Below are 15,637 nucleotides of genomic sequence, written 5' to 3'. Positions count from 1 at the left end.
TCACCTCTTGGTCATGGTTCATGAGAACATTTATTTCTATCCTATACTACGTAAAGTTGTTGTCTAATGTGCTACGGACCATCGGGTGAAAAATTTGCATCGAGGGCTTGATAATAATTATCATTCTTGCTACAATAAACAAAGAAAAAGGAACCCGAGTGGGCTCCTTCGAATGAAACAGATTCTATTATTTAACTTCAAACGTTTTGCAGTCTGTTTCAGCAGACTCGCTTGCTTCTTTGGAAGCGTGGCTCACGATGTAGATGGAAGAAGCATTACATTTGTTTTCTTGAGCCCAGTGACGACAGGAGTTTACTTCACACAATACGTCTTTTGCCATGATTGTTAACCTCACTTTTAGTTGGATTTACATTCGTTGGTATAAAGATCCGGATTCGCAAGTTGCCGCTTGAGAATCTGGAACAATTTTCACGCTCTCATGAATTTGGAGGGCTTTTTTGTGTTATACACAACGATGCACTCTCAGAATAGCAAATTTTGCTTTCTCATGCAACTAATTGGCGGCTAAGGAGACATACTGATGCTGATCAGGAGTTTGATCTTTGCAAAGAGGGTTCTGTATGTTATTATTTAATAGTAAAAATTACGATTAAACAAATAATTGATAGCTGAGAATCCGGTATGAAAAACACGGTTACAGATATATATCTTTCTTGAAGGAGCACACATACACATGAGTAAAATGAATCACGCAAACCGAATCCCGCGTGCAAAAGGAATCGATATGGCGGCATTCTACACGCCGAAGGAATGCAAACGAAAAGCACAACATATTGTCTTTTCGGCGGAAAATGAACGCATTGTCGAAGAGTTCATTACGATTCTGGGCATGAAGGAAAAGTTCAGGGAACATGATGTTTCCATCCCTAATAAAATGGTCATGTTTGGCCCTCCCGGCACAGGGAAAACGTTAACCGCGTCTTATCTGGCTCAGAGATTGGAATTGCCTCTTGTACTGGTCAGGCTGGATGCCCTTATTCACAGCCACTTGGGAGAAACGGGAAGTAATGTACGCAAGTTGTTTGAATATGCTCGCCTTAATCCTTGCGTATTGTTTCTTGATGAATTTGATGCGATTGGCCGGACACGGGAAAGTAACGACGAGGTAAAAGAAATGGCAAGGGTGGTGAATACACTTTTGCAATGTTTGGATGAATTCGAGGGAGACAGCATCCTGGTGGCTGCCACGAATCTGGAGACACAGCTTGATCATGCGATCTGGCGCCGATTTGATACCAAGATGACGTACGCGATGCCAGATGAAGATAGCCGCAGACTGTACATTAGCAAACTGGTTGGAACGTTTGAACAGGAGCACAGGCTGGAGGAGTATATCTGTGAACGGCTGGCTGGATGCAGCTATGCGGATGTGGAGCAGATTGTGTTGAAAGCAAAGCGGAAAGCTATTATTGGAAGCAGTGCTCTGCACAGACAGTTGATCTCTGATGCGTACGAGGAATACAGGCCCCGAGTACTACAAGGATAGAGGTGAAGTCCTTACCTGGGCGAATAACGAAAGCCCGGCTTCCTTTTTGTAAGGAATACCGGGCCTTTATTACAATGCTGATTTCGCTTTGACAGGTGAACGATAGGTTTTCTCTGGCATAGACGTTTCCTGTTGAGCAACCCAGCGTGGCAAGCTTAACCTAAACATACTTCCATCTGGACTGCTGGAAACGAGGGCTAACGTACCACCTTGCTCCTGTGCAAGAAGGCGGCTGTATGTTAAACCGAGACCCAAGCCACGATTACGGCGTTTTTTCAACTCTCCCCGATAGAATCGTTCGAATATGTTACGCTGATCCTCTATGGTAATTCCCGTGCCGTTGTCCTGCACATCGACATGTAACATGTCTTCCTCTACGCGTAAATGTATATGGAAGAGGGCTTGTTGGCCAGGTATTATGGCATGCAGTCCATTGTTAAGCAAATTTACAATAATCTGCTGGATCCGGAGGGCATCACCCATAACGTATAGTGCGTCTGACGGCGCATGAAGCTGAACTTCTGGCATATGTTCTTCGTAGGCAATTTTCCATTGGTAAATGATCTCGCCTACAAGCAACTTCAGGTCGGTACGTTCCTTCCGAACAGCAACACTTCCAGCGGTCATGGCATTATAATCCAGCAGATCCGCAATCATTCGTTCCATGCGTTCTGATTCTTTCAGAGCAATATCCAGAAATTCTTTGCCTTCCTGGGGACTGACGATATCGTCGCGAACAGCCATCACCAATCCTTTGATCGAGGTGACAGGCGTTTTGAGCTCATGACTCACGCCTGCAAGAGAAAGTGCACGCCATTCTTCGAGTTGACGCAGACGGGTTGCCATATCCCCAAAAGAACCTACAAGTTCGTTCATTTCCCGTTCACGTGTTTTAATATCAAGGTTTACATCATAATTCCCGGCTCGGATTTGCTCTGCCGCATAAGCCACCTGTCGAATTGGTCTCGATAGTTTGCTCGACAGAAGATAGATCGTGAACCAGCCACAGAGAATAAGGCCTCCAAAAATCAATGCGACGAGCCAGATCGTTTCAGGACTGAACGTGATGGATTGTTTGGACTGCATGACCCAAACTTTACCTAGAGTCTGATTCCCGTCTGTAATATCGACCGTTACTCCAGCGTATTTATTGTTGCGTGGTTTAAGATAGTCGTCAGAGAGCCGATAATGGACATCTTCCTGCTTCATTTTAGGCTGGGAGAAAATTAGCTTGTTATTATTGTCCAGTACCATGACACAGAAATAATGATCGGTATTAAACAGCTTCTCCCGGCTGCTTACGATTGTATTCAGGTCAGGTGGAACCCAAAGCTGACTGCCCTTCACGGTTACTCGATCAGCAATCTCCCAACCGAGTAGCTCAGCCGTTTTCAAACTTTTCTCAATCGATGTTGTTCGTATCCAGTACAGCGCACCCGCTGCAATTACGGAGAAGCCGATACATAAAATCAGAAAGTAACGTAGTGTCCAATGTGACAAAATAGATGTCGTTCGTTTCGGTTTGGTGGATGTTAATTGGCGATCCAAAATTGATACCCCATTCCTCGCAACGTCCGGATTTCTCCTGTGTCTGTTGTCCAGTGAGAGAGTGCCTGACGCAGTCGTTTGATCGATAGATCTACAGCACGATCACTGCCTTCATAATCGAGTCCCCAGACTTGTTCAATCAGATGATCTCTAGTGAATGTGCGGTTGGGATACTCCGACAGAAAAATAAGAAGAGACAGGTCACGTGGTGTAAGCGCGACCTCCGCACCGTTCAGTAGCACTTGCTTAGCCGCAAGGTCAATGACCAGATTGCCAAAAGAACGCTTGTCCTGCCCTCCGGAAGTCCAGTGGGGGTTCCGTCGCAGTACTGCATTCACGCGTGCAACCACTTCTTCAGGTACAAACGGTTTGCTCATATAATCGTCAGCACCGGCATTCAGACCGTTAAGCCGATCTGTAATATCGTCCAGTGCAGTTAACATAATGACGGGACAAGCACTCTTTTCCCGAATAATTCGTAATAGGTCCCATCCATCCATTCCTGGCAGCATAACGTCTAGTAAAACGATAGAAGGATTTTCGGAATCAAACAGGGTTAAAGCAGTCTTGCCATCCGCTGCATGATGAACTTCAAATTCAGCTTTTCTCAGATAAGCAGCTAGAACTCGTGCGATTGCTTGCTCATCCTCTACGATGAGTACAGATTTCAAACAGGGTGTTCTCCTTTCACAGACAAGCTTGTGTACTGATTTTACATGAGGCGGGTCATAAAGCCAATCCTGTTTTCACTTTTTGAAAAAAAATGAAAAAGAATTTCATCTTGACTTCTTCCTGACACATTGGGCTGTTACTATCCATATCAAGAGGTAACGAAACCATACTGTACTGGAGGAATAATAAAGATGAGTAAAAAGGCTAAAACGTGGATCATTACAGGAGTAGCAGCAGTAGCCATCATTGGTGGGGGCGGTTATTACTTTGCAAATAGTTACTTAGGAAACAATGTTGAGATTGAACAGGTACTTCCGGTAAACGCGGCTGCATCTGGTACAGCTACAGATAGCGGCACGGGCACAGCAGTGGAAAATAAAAAGGTTGGAGCAGACCAGTTGAACGGGGACTGGAATATCAGCCAGGGATCGAAAGTATACTTCTCAGTAACCACTTCGCAGGAAACCGTGAATTTTGTGGACGAGCAGGTTAGCGGAAAATGGACGATTAATGTGAATGACCCCGCTAAATCGCAGGCTGAAGGAACAATCGAGATGAGCGGCATTGATTCCGGTAATGGGCAGCGGGACGAACATGTGAAGAGCGCAGACTTCTTTGATATGGCTAAACATCCGCAAGCAACATTCAAAGCCACTTCATTTGAAGGTATGCCTCCCGAATGGACAGAAGGACAGACAGCTGATTTGAAAATGAAAGGTACTCTGACCGTTAAAGGTATCGAAAAGGAAGTCACGTTTGACGCCAAAGCGGCTTATCAAAACAATGAAGTGCTGCTGTCCGGAACAACGATGGTTACATTCGAAGATTTTGGCATGAAAAATCCACACTCGGTTGTGCTTTCTACTGAAAATGATATCCAGGTTCGTCTTGAATTGAAGCTGGCGAAATAATAGAAGGATCTGAAATATTCTATTGAACTATACTAATAAACGATTTTAATATAGTAAGCCCACTAAATCTGTTGTGTTCCGCCTCCGGGCGGGCAACAGATTTTTTGCTTTTGATATGCTTTTGCCGGAAAAAAGAATGCACCTGTTCATCTCCCTGAGGCTGGAAAATAAGGATTACGCTAGGCTGGATTATGTTTAGAAAAGTCGACATTGTTAAAATAACTGCTGTTTCCTTTGCATAATGCCGTGTTGCTAAGGATCATGAAGCGCTTACAATGGGGATGATTCATGACATTCATTGATCCAAGCACAAACAAACACAAGAAGGGGAGATCAAGGGTGAACAAAAGGTACATAAGCGGCTGTCTTGTTTTGTTGTTGTTATTCTGTGATCTGGGTCTGATCGCCAGGCCCGCAGAAGCGGCAAAAAACAATGTCGCGCTGAACAAAACGGTATCGGTGAGCTCGGATGAAAAACGATGGGGAGGCGATAAAACGCATCTGGTAGATGGTGATGCGAGTACCTATTGGAGTACAGAAACGGGAGTGACTTCTGAAAAACCGGGGTGGGTCATCATTGATCTGGGTGAAACGTACAATCTTTCCGGAGCGGAAATAACATGGAGGGACAATACGGTAGTGAAGTATACGGTTGAAACGTCTGCTGACCAGCAGCATTGGTCTACCGTTACGGATCAAAGTGATAACGCAGATGCGAAACAGATTGCTGATCTTACATTTCAACAAAATAATGTACGATACATTAAGCTCAACATATCCTTTTATAAGGAAGGTGGAGCGTGGCCACAAATACTGGAGTTTAAAGTGTGGGGAGAATCCGAAGGGATGGAACCAGCTAATATTATCAGTTTTGATTCCGTTCATGTTAGTACATTTGCACGAAGTGCGCCGGTTCTGCCTGCGGAAGTCAAAGCCAATTTTACGAATAATAAGTCGGGTCTCGTTCCTGTCACATGGGAGAGCATTGATCCAACGCAATATGAAAAATCAGGTTCATTCTCTGTAACTGGTGCGGTATATGGTACTGAGAAAAAGCCTGAAGCAACGGTTGTTGTACAAGGTTATCGTTCCGATTATGTGAGGGGCGTCGATATTTCCACACTCACGGCTATTGAGGATAAAGGTGGAAAATACCTGGATAGCAACGGCACCGAGCGGGACTTGCTTGATATCCTCAAGGATCGAGGTGTCAATTATGTACGTCTGCGTTTGTGGAATGACCCACAAAAATCAGGCGGTTATAACGATAAGGATGACGTCATTACCATGGCCGTACGCGCGAAGCAAAAAGGGTTAAAGGTGCTGCTGGATTTCCATTACTCCGATGAGTGGGCACACCCGGGTCAACAGCTCAGACCGAAAGCGTGGGAAAAGTTAAGTTTCAATCAGCTTAAGCAAGCAGTGTATGATTATACGGTTGAAGTCGTTGGAGATCTGAAGAAGGCAGGAGCCATGCCGGATATGGTGCAGATTGGTAACGAGATCAACAGTGGTCTTCTCAATGGATTAAGCAGCGACGTGAATTTTGAGGAAAATGCAGCTTTGCTAAAGCAGGGAATTAATGGGGTTCGCGCGGTTGAAGGAAACGTTAATGCTTCTGATCGGGCGAAGATCATGATTCATCTGGCTGAAGGTGGCAAGGCAGAGACATTCAAATGGTATTTTAATGAGTTGAAAAAACAAGGACTCGACTCCGATTATGACATCATTGGGCTATCCTATTATCCGTTCTGGCACGGTACATTTGCCGATGTGCAGAAAACGATGAACGAAGTTTCAGCGGCCTTTGGGAAAGATGTCATAATAGCTGAAACTTCTTATCCGTTTACTTATAAAAACGGGGACGCGCATGGAAATATTATCGGTTCGGATCAAGCGCTCATTCAAGGTGGAGCCACGTTCCCGGCAACAGTGCAAGGTCAATACGATGCAATTGCAGGCATCATGGATTTGATCGCCAATGTACCGAATAATCGTGGCGCAGGTTTCTTCTACTGGGAGCCGGCATGGATTCCGGCAGGTGTAGGCTGGATTGCCTCCGAAGGCGATGCATGGGAGAACCAGGGCATGTTTGATTACGATGAGTACCCAGCGAATGGCGGGCATTCGTATGAAGGAAGAGCGTTATGGTCTCTCGATGTGTACAAAAGAGGACTGGAACAGATGCCGACAGATCGACAGCAACTTGCAGCAGCACTGACACGTGCTAACTCGCTTGTAGAAAGTGATTTCACACCAGAAAGCTGGGGCAGTCTGGCTCCTGCAATTGTTGAAGCTAAAGGGGTGTACGCCCGAGCGTATACATCAGGTGGTGTGAGTCAAGAGGAAACCGATGCTGCAACAACATATTTGGAAAATGTGATGTTACAACTCGGCGTGATTACACCGGAACTGGAATCGCTCCAAGTGGCAATTGCAGAAGCAGAGAAGATCCAACAGAATAACTGGTCGGCTGCAACGTGGAGCGTATTCAGTAAAGCACTGGAACATGCAAAATCCGTTGTGGCTAACTCACGGGCTACTCAGACTGATGTCAATAAAGCGGTAGAGCGCCTGGAATCAGCCATTAAGGGCTTGTCTGACGTGGATAAAACGGAACTGCACCAATTCATTCAGCTCATGCAACTGGAAAATGAATCTTCATATACACACCGCAGCTGGTCGGTTCTACAGCAAGCTTTACAGGCGGCTATTCAAGTGAGAGACCAAACAGACGCTATGCAATCTCAGGTAAATGCAGCACGGGATACATTAAAACAAGCTTTTACAAATATGGTCAAACTAGAAGCCTTGACCACAGGTAAAACCGCTACTGCATACAGCAGTGCTGGAAATGGTGGCGGTAAAGACAATGCGCCGTCAGGAGCAATTGACGATAATCCAAATACATCATGGGGAACGGATCTTGGTCCGGGTGACAACACTTGGTGGAAGGTGGACTTGGGACAGGTGGCCAATCTCCGGAAACTTGAAATGTCGATGTGGAGCGGTGGTATCAAATACAGAATAGATGTCTCCGATGATAATGAGCATTTCAAGACGGTATTGGATACAACCAGTGATGTTATCGTATCTACATCCCCAAGTCATGTTCTCCCCGAGGGAACAGAGGGGCGTTATATTCGTGTAACCATTACAGCTGGCCCGACATGGGTTGGATTCATGGAATTTGAGGCATATGGTACAATTCCGGGTGACAGGACCGTATTGAAATCAACCGTTACAGCTGCGGAAGCGTTGAAACAAACCGATTACACGGCTTCAAGCTGGAGTGTGTTCAGCAAAGTGCTGGGACAAGCGCAGCAACTTGTTCTGGATGCGGAAGCTACGGAACAAGAGCTCACCAGTGCGGATCAACTTCTGAAGGAAGCCATGGCACAACTGGCACGTCAGACAAACCCGGGCACAGGACAGCCATCTCAGCCAAGTAATCCGTCCGGGTCATCGGAACCTTCAACAAGTACGAACAATCCGGTAGTTACACCTCAGCCAACACCTGGGAACGAAACAGCGAGCGGTTCCATTACTGTAAAAGGAACGGTAACAGGAGATGGTGCATATGCGGTGCGTCCAAGTGCATCTGAGCTTACTCAGGCTTTGAGATCAATGGACACAGGCAAACGTACGTTGAAGCTTGTAGCCGATGTACCAGACGGTTCCAAAGCAGTGACGTTCCAAGTGTCAGCAGGTCAGCTCTCTTCATGGGTTCGTTCGGAGGAAGTGCAGTCCATCGAGGTGGTTGCAGGCAAAACGACAGTTCGGGTCCCGCTTCGGTCCCTGCCGCTCACGATTGCAGAGAACACAGGTACGTTTGACGTTGTCGTTGCGGAAGGATCCATAGCACAAGTGAACGTTAACCAGCAAGCCCGAATTGGCGATCATCCTGTAGTTGATGTGCAGATGCTACTCAATAATAAGTCAATCCAATGGGCTGACAAAACGGTTGAAGTGCTTTTGTCCGATGTGCAACCTGTCAAAGCAGATCATACGGTGATGGTTGTCAACTCCATCTCAACTAACGGTGAACTTCATCCTGTGACGTATACGAAGTATGATCAGACCACAGCTACGATGGCGTTCAAGCCGTCTAAGCCTGGCAGTTACGTCATTACCAACCTTGAAGTGCCGTTAACCGATTTACAGCATCATACCTGGGCAGCTCAAAAGGTTCAACATCTCTATAGCAAAGGCATCATTGCAGGTATGAGTGACACACGTTTTGAACCGCATGGTGAACTCACCCGTGCCCAATTTTTACAGATGCTCGTTAAAGGGGTTGGAAAAACAAATCACACGGATTCTTCGGCTACACTGCTACCGACAGACGTCAAGTCAGATCAATGGTATGCGGATGCGGTTCGCGCAGGTCTTGCGATGAACATTGTTCAGGGTAGAGCTGACGGAACATTCGGTGCAAATGATCGCATTTCCCGTCAGGATATGGCTGTTATGCTACATCGAGCGATGGAAGCAGCAGAACGTAATAACAACTCTGCTACTGTAGACACCGGCCAGATGAAGTTCAGAGATGAAGCAGATATTGCCGAGTATGCCAAAGACTCTGTGGCATTCATGTCACAACTCGGTCTACTAAACGGCTTGCCTGATAGCACATTTGCTCCCAAACAAACCGCTAATCGTGCGCAAGGCGCCGTTGCAGTAGCGAGATTGATGGAACAGCTGTATTAGAAATTGAAACAACGGTAACTTGATTTAATGAAACGCAAATGACATGTAGAGAAGAAAGGGGTCGAATCCATGATTCGGTCTCTTTTTTCGTATGGAATTCGTTAATGTCGTATTGACAATATTAAAATCATTTGTTATCATTTCGATAATATCAAAACGACATTAATGAGAAATGAGGAATGAGCCATGTTTGGATTCCGGTTTGTAAAGTTTCAGCCGAGTGAATATGTAATGAAAGTGAAGAACGGCAGGGTACAACGTGAAGGTGTGGGTTTATCCTTTTATTATTACGAGCCAACGACTTCGGTTGTTGTATTGCCTGTTTCTTCGGTGGATGTGCCGTTTATGTTTGAAGAGATTACAGCGGATTATCAGACGGTTACCGTACAGGGACAGCTGAGCTATCGCATTATGGATTACAACAAAATTACACAGAGCCTGAATTACACGTATAATTTGCGCAAAAATCAATATATGTCCGACGATCCTCACAAGCTGGATCAACGGGTGATTACCATTGCAAAAGTGCTCACGAAGAAATATTTGGAGCAGTTGCCGTTAAAAGAAGCGATTCAATCCAGCGAACGGCTCGCCAGCAATATGAAACGAGAGGTCGCACAGCATGAAGAGTTGGAAAAGCTGGGCGTAGAGCTGATGAATCTATCCATTCTGGCTATTTTGCCAAATAAGGAAACGATGCGCGCGTTGGAGGCACAGGCAAGGGAAGAAATTTTAAAACAGGCAGATGAGGCTTTATATGTACGGCGTAATGCTTCGATTGAGCAGGAACGGCGTGTGAAGGAAAATGAACTGAATACCGAGATTGCGGTGGAGACGAAGAAACAACAGATTCGGGAAACTCAATTACAGGCAGAGCGCTCGGTGAAACAGAAGCAGAACGAGATGGAGCAGGAGCAGCTTCAGTTTAATACAGCGATGGAAGAGCGTAAGCAGCAGTTAATCGAGCTCACCATCGCGAATCAGAATGCCGAAGCAGATGCCAAAGCGTATGAGATTGCAGCAGTCATGAATTCGCTACAGCATGTACAGCCGAACGTATTACAGGCCATGGCCAATATGGGCATGAACTCGGATAAACTGATTGCACTTGCGTTCCAGGAACTGGCTGAGAATGCGGGCAAGATCGGGCAACTTAATATTTCACCAGATCTGCTGCAGGGCCTGATGGCACCAGCAGAAGGAAGAGGCAAGGGAGGGGCAACACGATGATTGTTGGATGGGGGAAACAAACCAATCTTACCGCTTCCAGAACACGGGCTATACGATCCAGTCGAGTTAGTCAGAACGTGTCTGACAATCAAGCCACTCTGGTGAAACAAGTCAGTGAGGCCAGTCAAACAGTCAAAAAAATGAACAAAGGTTACCTTCGAGTCAAAGGGAAGGCGGGAGGTGGAATCACAGATGGTTAAAATAAATGAACCCATGAGTGAGCATAAACTGATTTTGGTTAAGCGCAGAACCCGCCTGGAAGAATTGATTGTACGTTACAACACTGTACAGCAAGCTCAGTTTTATATTGAACGTCTTGGTGCTGACTTTAGCGATTACGTCGAAGAAGATCGACGTTACAAGCAATCGATCCAGCTTGCACAGCAGCAATTGAGCCAACTTGGACGTGTTCAGATGATTGACCGAGAGCATGTGCCAAACTTTATATTTGGAGAGCAAGATATTGTGGTTGTGGTCGGACAGGATGGTCTGGTTGCCAATACGTTGAAATATGTTACCGAGCAGCCTCTCATTGGTGTGAATCCAGATCCGATGCGTTGGGACGGCGTGTTATTACCTTTTACGGTGGAGGATTTAAGCTTCATTGTTCCAGACGTGATTCTTAGACGGCGCGCGCTTAAGGAAGTTACACTCGCCAAAGTTGAGTTAAATGACGGACAGGTGCTGTACGGGGTCAATGATTTATTTATTGGTCGGAAGACACATGTGTCTGCACGTTATGAAGTGCGATTGGGAGCCAAGGTGGAACAGCAATCGTCCAGTGGCATTATTGTATCTACAGGTATGGGATCAACCGGATGGTTCAAGAGTGTGCTGGCTGGTGCTTCAGGTATTGTCCATTCGGCGGCTTGGCAACAAATAAGCACGGTAGATAGGGAGCGTCTGACCAGTGAAGAAAGATCATTTGAAATAACAGGAACGATGCCTGAAAGAGGGGAGAGCAAGAATGAATTTACGTGGGATGCCCCTTATCTGTATTTTACAGTGCGTGAACCGTTTCCAAGCCGAACAACAGCGGCCAATCTTGTGTTTGGACAGATACACGGGAAGCAGCCACTGCACATCGTTTCACAGATGCCGGAGGATGGAGTTATTTTCAGTGACGGGGTAGAGCAGGATTTTTTGGAATTTAACTCGGGTGTGCACGCAACGATTGGTCTGGCAGAGAAGAGAGGGCGCCTGGTGATTTAATCGAGTTCCTTCTATTATAACGTTCATCTCTATTATTTTGATATTTGTATTTGCTCATATATAAAACCAGTGATATTTGAAAATGTAAATTCTAAATCCAAACCTGTGTTTTCTTGATTTGAATCAAGGAGTTGCAGGTTTTTTCACGTTAAGATAAACACATAACCAGAACAAATACAGGAGGATGAATACCATGAGTATCACGTCATTACAAGAAGTTAAAGCCTACAGTACGGAACGTTTCACGAAAAGGGTGTTATCTCAACAAGGAGGCGGTGTAACCTTCGTGCTTCATTTTCTGCCAGGACAACAGCTTCCCGTTCACAGACATCCCGGTGCAGACCTAACGTTGCTCGTCGTTGAAGGCAAGGGTACACTAATTCTGGACGGAGCAGAGCATGAGATTCAGGCAGAAGATGTGGTATCCTGCGGAGGAGAGACGGAATTCGCATTTCATAACACAAGTGATACGGAAGTTCGCTTATTTGTGGTACTGAGTAGAGTGCCGGAAGCTTCTTACGCTAAAGATATCTAATATAAAGAAAAGAAAAGAACAGAAAAGAACAGAATAAAATAAATAGGTAATCAGTAATTACAGACTCCGCTAGGGGTCTCTTTTTCTATGCTGAAAAACAAACACAAAAACGTACCCATGCCCTGATCGATTCAGCACTTAGTACGTCATTTAGTATCGGTGATTATGTTTATGTTGTTCTTGTTGTCGATTAGATTGCGTTGTTTGGACGTCAATGCTTTGGCCAACATCCTTGATAATCAGCACGATTTAAAAATATCCGAGCATTTCTTTGGCTTCTCTGGACATCAGCTGTGGAGACCATTGCGGTTCCCATACCACCTGCACGTCAATATCGGTTTTGTCTGTATTTTCTTGTAAAACCCATTTTACCGCTCCAACGATGGTGTCATGCAGTGGACAGCCTGGTGTAGTCAGCGTCATTCGTACCTGAATGCGTTCAGGCTCTTCCTTTACTTCATACACAAGGCCGAGGTCAACGATGTTGACACCAAGCTCCGGGTCATAGACTTCTTTTAAATACTCGAGTAAATGTGAGGTTTGTTCCATCTTTTCCACGCTCCAATCCATCTTGTTAACGTCTGAATACCAGCGCGATATTTGAAATATACACGATAGAGCTCATAGACAATAATGTTCCGCCAACCATCATCACTTCCGCCAGATTGACCAGAATGCCGCTGACTAAGAGCAGACTGGCTGCGGCCATCGCAAGTATTCCATGATTGATCCTTTTTTCACTTAACATGCCAGCCATGAGTGGAGTGCCAGGACGTCCGGCAAGCTTGCCGTATTTGTGGGTCCACCATAGAAAAGGCACAATTTTGGAAGCATACCCGAGGATCGTCAGAGATACCCAGCCTCCAAGGTATACCCAGCCAGTCAGAAGCACAACGCGTGAATCAAGGAGTAGCTCTACATCTTGCGCACTATAGATTAACAGAGCCATGGAATATACGAGCAAGGCACGGCTTACATAGACCGTCCAGCGGATTCCGGGGCCAGGGTTGCTTTTATGCCGTTTCTCCTGAATTTGCTCCAGGTGGTATACGTAACAGATCAGTGCTCCTGTCAAAAGCAAAAGCGCAAACCAGAGCAAGCCACCTTGGATACCTGTCAGGAATGCGATCACTCCTGTAATAACAGCAGCATTCCACAGGACCAGGACCATCTTTTGCAATCGGATAGAGAAATCATGGGACAAATAAAACATCGGCAGCATTTTGTAACTGAACCCGGTAATTAACATGCCAAACCATCCAAGGGTTCCCATCCAGATATGTGCGCCAAACAATCGTTGATGCAGACCATTCCAGTCACCAAAAGCAAAATTCAGTCCCATCAGCATGCCCGATAAACCGGTAAGTACAAGGTACAGACAGGCACACGCTGCACTGATCGTTACAGGGTTCCATATGGAAGCACGGTAGAGGGTGATACCCATGTTCAAGCCAAATAACAAAATGCCGGATAGTGCAAGCGTTGCTGAACCTGCAATCCATATTACATCTGTGCGAATAAAACCAATCAACATGCCTGTAGCACCGACGGTGAACAAGAAATAGTGACAGTAACCAAGCACTGTACTATATATATTCGTTTGTAAAATGACATGTATCAACTGATAAACGGCACCCATTGCCAGCATGGTGGCCCATCCGAGTACGAACAAATGCGCATGAAACCAGCCTTCGGGTCCCCTTAATTCATCACCAAGCCAGCCTGTCAGGGAGAGCAGGGAGAATGCGTGATACATTACAAATCCAACGATGCCCGTGATGATAAAAAGAAACGGCAACCTGGACATGGCTTTCGCCCCCTTACCCTTTTTCAATTCTGACTTTGGCTGTGCCATCCGTCTGGTCCTCAACGGTGTAGAGACAACCGAGCTGATTCAGTTCCTCGATCAAAAAAACGGGTACGCGGTCATTATGAATAAGTACAACTTCTCCCGGTTTGCAACGTTCAAGTGCAGCTAATGTGCGCATCATTGGCTGGGGCGGCTCCAGTCCGCGATTGTCCAGTACAATGGTTGGCTCTTTCAGTTCCTGTGTTATGGGCTCATCTGACAAGACCTCGGATGTCGAAGTTTCAGCTATTGCTGGAGGTTGCCCTTCACAGGAATTCATGGCATCCTCTGAACCCGAATCCTCAATCGACGATGAAGTTAATTCAGTTCGAGCCAACGTATTGGATTGAACCGCCGCAGAAATCTTCTCTGCAGCGGTTTTATTTTTTTTATGCACAAATGTGGTCACCCAATGATTGGATTCCAGACGCTCCGATGTACTGGAGTATCCTTTCATTTTCAGAATGCCAAGCAATGGAGTCGGCTTGAACGGCGCATGCAGGACCAATACATCTTCGTGTTTCAGTTCTTTAACGGTATCCATAATGAGCTGAAAGGGCTCCAGTTTTTTGCTCAGATGAGGGCGTACGTCCAGTTCAACAATATTAACGTCGGTTTCAAGCATGAACGTTCACATCCGTTTCGATGCTGACTGCCGTAGCTGCTTCCGTCTGCTGAACAACCTTGATCGAAGATTCATATAAAGCGGCCATGCCTCCGTACAGGGCATAGAAGAATGAATCAGGTGCATCCAGGGAGAAGGAGAGATAGGTTTTGGGGTCCATCTCAAGCACACGCTCAAACAGTCTCGCACTGTCATAGGCATAAAAGCAGAAATGAGTGAATTCGAACACGGGCATTTTCTCGTAAATCGTAATGATCTCCTGTGCATAGGCTGCCTGCTCACGCTGAGCGATCTGAATCATGGATACAGCATCTTCGAGTCCCAGCGTCAGACGCAGTGTAGTCTCGTTAATGATTTCAACATGCGCCATTCCCGTTCAACTCCAATCTATCGTTTAGTGATTTTGACCTGAAACGTTATAGGACCTTGTTCGATATATTCCCAGTCAAAGCCGTCAGGATGTGTCGATTGAAACTGGAAGCGGAGCGGTTTTGGATCGTGATCGTTAACGAGTAACATCGCTTCCTCAGGCTGAAGAGCTTCAAACGTTTCAAAGATAATTTTATGTTTCAAATGAGGCGGATACTCTGTGGCATTAATGGTTGCAGCGTATGTGTTCATAGGTCATTCCTCCAAATTGGGATTAGTGTGGTGTTGCAACTTGATTATAGAAAAGCAGACAGCGGGGCTGTGTGAGCCTGCTCACACCTTTATTTTTGTCATAATCTCGCCTTATTTGGATTGAAATCCTGTTCGGAAAAGGCTTGCGGAGCTTTCATAAATATGCAACTGTGCGTTATGTTTCAGTTCTTGTGATATTTTGCACAGTTAGCAGAGT

The 15,637-nt window shown here is 45.8% G+C and carries 15 protein-coding genes; 7 read left to right on the top strand and 8 right to left on the bottom strand.

All coding sequences use genetic code 11. The features are described from left to right. Positions 1–187: 187 nt before the first annotated feature. Positions 188–340 carry a DUF1540 domain-containing protein gene (locus Q9R46_RS12430; protein WP_090917035.1) on the bottom strand — a complete coding sequence of 51 codons (153 nt, stop codon included), beginning with the start codon at positions 338–340 and terminating at the stop codon, positions 188–190. A gap of 354 nt (positions 341–694) precedes the next feature. On the opposite strand from Q9R46_RS12430, the gene Q9R46_RS12425 reads away from it, so the two are divergent. Next, positions 695–1,507 carry an AAA family ATPase gene (locus tag Q9R46_RS12425; RefSeq protein WP_311280270.1) on the top strand — a complete coding sequence of 271 codons (813 nt, stop codon included), beginning with the start codon at positions 695–697 and terminating at the stop codon, positions 1,505–1,507. A gap of 69 nt (positions 1,508–1,576) precedes the next feature. On the opposite strand, the gene Q9R46_RS12420 is transcribed toward Q9R46_RS12425, so the two are convergent. Both Q9R46_RS12420 and Q9R46_RS12415 read right to left on the bottom strand, forming a co-directional pair. After that, positions 1,577–3,055 (bottom strand): HAMP domain-containing sensor histidine kinase, encoded by a 1,479-nt coding sequence (locus Q9R46_RS12420; RefSeq protein WP_311280269.1) that lies wholly within the window; start codon positions 3,053–3,055, stop codon positions 1,577–1,579. After that, the gene (locus Q9R46_RS12415; protein WP_090917028.1) at positions 3,040–3,726 is read right to left on the bottom strand and encodes a response regulator transcription factor; all 687 of its coding nucleotides are present in this window, start codon (positions 3,724–3,726) and stop codon (positions 3,040–3,042) included. The genes Q9R46_RS12420 and Q9R46_RS12415 overlap by 16 nt, the downstream gene beginning before the upstream one ends. A 192-nt stretch (positions 3,727–3,918) precedes the next feature. Here Q9R46_RS12415 and Q9R46_RS12410 point away from each other — a divergent pair, with 192 nt between their 5' ends. The 6 genes from Q9R46_RS12410 (at position 3,919) to Q9R46_RS12385 (ending at position 12,325) form a co-directional block, all read left to right on the top strand. Continuing rightward, on the top strand, positions 3,919–4,638 hold the full coding sequence (locus Q9R46_RS12410; protein ID WP_311280268.1) for a YceI family protein: 720 nt from the start codon (positions 3,919–3,921) through the stop codon (positions 4,636–4,638). A gap of 339 nt (positions 4,639–4,977) precedes the next feature. Continuing rightward, positions 4,978–9,348 carry a glycosyl hydrolase 53 family protein gene (locus Q9R46_RS12405; RefSeq protein ID WP_311280267.1) on the top strand — a complete coding sequence of 1,457 codons (4,371 nt, stop codon included), beginning with the start codon at positions 4,978–4,980 and terminating at the stop codon, positions 9,346–9,348. A 186-nt stretch (positions 9,349–9,534) separates the two neighbouring features. Then, a complete protein-coding gene (locus Q9R46_RS12400) occupies positions 9,535–10,578 on the top strand; it encodes an SPFH domain-containing protein (RefSeq protein WP_145331660.1) in 1,044 nt (347 codons plus the stop codon). Then, a complete protein-coding gene (locus Q9R46_RS12395; RefSeq protein ID WP_145413226.1) occupies positions 10,575–10,778 on the top strand; it encodes a hypothetical protein in 204 nt (67 codons plus the stop codon). The genes Q9R46_RS12400 and Q9R46_RS12395 overlap by 4 nt, the downstream gene beginning before the upstream one ends. Then, on the top strand, positions 10,771–11,790 hold the full coding sequence (locus tag Q9R46_RS12390; RefSeq protein WP_397386345.1) for a diacylglycerol kinase catalytic domain-containing protein: 1,020 nt from the start codon (positions 10,771–10,773) through the stop codon (positions 11,788–11,790). The genes Q9R46_RS12395 and Q9R46_RS12390 overlap by 8 nt, the downstream gene beginning before the upstream one ends. 193 nt (positions 11,791–11,983) lie before the next feature. Beyond that, entirely contained in the window at positions 11,984–12,325 is a 342-nt protein-coding gene (locus Q9R46_RS12385; RefSeq protein ID WP_311280266.1) for a cupin domain-containing protein, read from the top strand. Between the two features lie 249 nt (positions 12,326–12,574). On the opposite strand, the gene Q9R46_RS12380 is transcribed toward Q9R46_RS12385, so the two are convergent. The 5 genes from Q9R46_RS12380 to Q9R46_RS12360 are packed head-to-tail and all read right to left on the bottom strand — an operon-like array spanning position 12,575 to position 15,420. Further along, complete coding sequence (locus Q9R46_RS12380) at positions 12,575–12,874, bottom strand: metal-sulfur cluster assembly factor (protein WP_145413227.1); 300 nt, start codon at positions 12,872–12,874, stop codon at positions 12,575–12,577. A 25-nt stretch (positions 12,875–12,899) separates the two neighbouring features. Next, positions 12,900–14,132, bottom strand: coding sequence for a hypothetical protein (locus tag Q9R46_RS12375; protein WP_311280265.1), 1,233 nt, complete (start codon positions 14,130–14,132; stop codon positions 12,900–12,902). A gap of 13 nt (positions 14,133–14,145) precedes the next feature. Then, complete coding sequence (locus Q9R46_RS12370) at positions 14,146–14,799, bottom strand: DUF2249 domain-containing protein (protein ID WP_221788245.1); 654 nt, start codon at positions 14,797–14,799, stop codon at positions 14,146–14,148. Further along, the gene (locus Q9R46_RS12365; protein WP_311280264.1) at positions 14,792–15,169 is read right to left on the bottom strand and encodes a hypothetical protein; all 378 of its coding nucleotides are present in this window, start codon (positions 15,167–15,169) and stop codon (positions 14,792–14,794) included. Before Q9R46_RS12365 ends, Q9R46_RS12370 begins: the two co-directional genes overlap by 8 nt. 17 nt (positions 15,170–15,186) lie before the next feature. Continuing rightward, positions 15,187–15,420: a DUF2249 domain-containing protein gene (locus Q9R46_RS12360; RefSeq protein WP_090917009.1), complete on the bottom strand. Its 234-nt coding sequence runs from the start codon at positions 15,418–15,420 to the stop codon at positions 15,187–15,189. Between the last annotated feature and the right edge of the window lie 217 nt (positions 15,421–15,637).

It is taken from the genome of Paenibacillus sp. RRE4 (assembly GCF_031844205.1).
Classification (GTDB): Bacteria; Bacillota; Bacilli; order Paenibacillales; family Paenibacillaceae; genus Paenibacillus; species Paenibacillus xylanexedens_B.
Note: the sequence above shows the minus strand (reverse complement) of the source record. Positions and strands in the feature narration are given on the sequence as shown.

Bases quoted from the DNA above. Each gene is read 5' to 3' on its own strand.
- Q9R46_RS12430 (WP_090917035.1), bottom strand. From the start codon at position 340: ATGGCAAAAGACGTATTGTGTGAAGTAAACTCCTGTCGTCACTGGGCT.
- Q9R46_RS12425 (WP_311280270.1), top strand. From the start codon at position 695: ATGAGTAAAATGAATCACGCAAACCGAATCCCGCGTGCAAAAGGAATC.
- Q9R46_RS12410 (WP_311280268.1), top strand. From the start codon at position 3,919: ATGAGTAAAAAGGCTAAAACGTGGATCATTACAGGAGTAGCAGCAGTA.
- Q9R46_RS12400 (WP_145331660.1), top strand. From the start codon at position 9,535: ATGTTTGGATTCCGGTTTGTAAAGTTTCAGCCGAGTGAATATGTAATG.
- Q9R46_RS12395 (WP_145413226.1), top strand. From the start codon at position 10,575: ATGATTGTTGGATGGGGGAAACAAACCAATCTTACCGCTTCCAGAACA.
- Q9R46_RS12390 (WP_397386345.1), top strand. From the start codon at position 10,771: ATGGTTAAAATAAATGAACCCATGAGTGAGCATAAACTGATTTTGGTT.
- Q9R46_RS12385 (WP_311280266.1), top strand. From the start codon at position 11,984: ATGAGTATCACGTCATTACAAGAAGTTAAAGCCTACAGTACGGAACGT.
- Q9R46_RS12380 (WP_145413227.1), bottom strand. From the start codon at position 12,874: ATGGAACAAACCTCACATTTACTCGAGTATTTAAAAGAAGTCTATGAC.
- Q9R46_RS12375 (WP_311280265.1), bottom strand. From the start codon at position 14,132: ATGTCCAGGTTGCCGTTTCTTTTTATCATCACGGGCATCGTTGGATTT.
- Q9R46_RS12370 (WP_221788245.1), bottom strand. From the start codon at position 14,799: ATGCTTGAAACCGACGTTAATATTGTTGAACTGGACGTACGCCCTCAT.
- Q9R46_RS12365 (WP_311280264.1), bottom strand. From the start codon at position 15,169: ATGGCGCATGTTGAAATCATTAACGAGACTACACTGCGTCTGACGCTG.
- Q9R46_RS12360 (WP_090917009.1), bottom strand. From the start codon at position 15,420: ATGAACACATACGCTGCAACCATTAATGCCACAGAGTATCCGCCTCAT.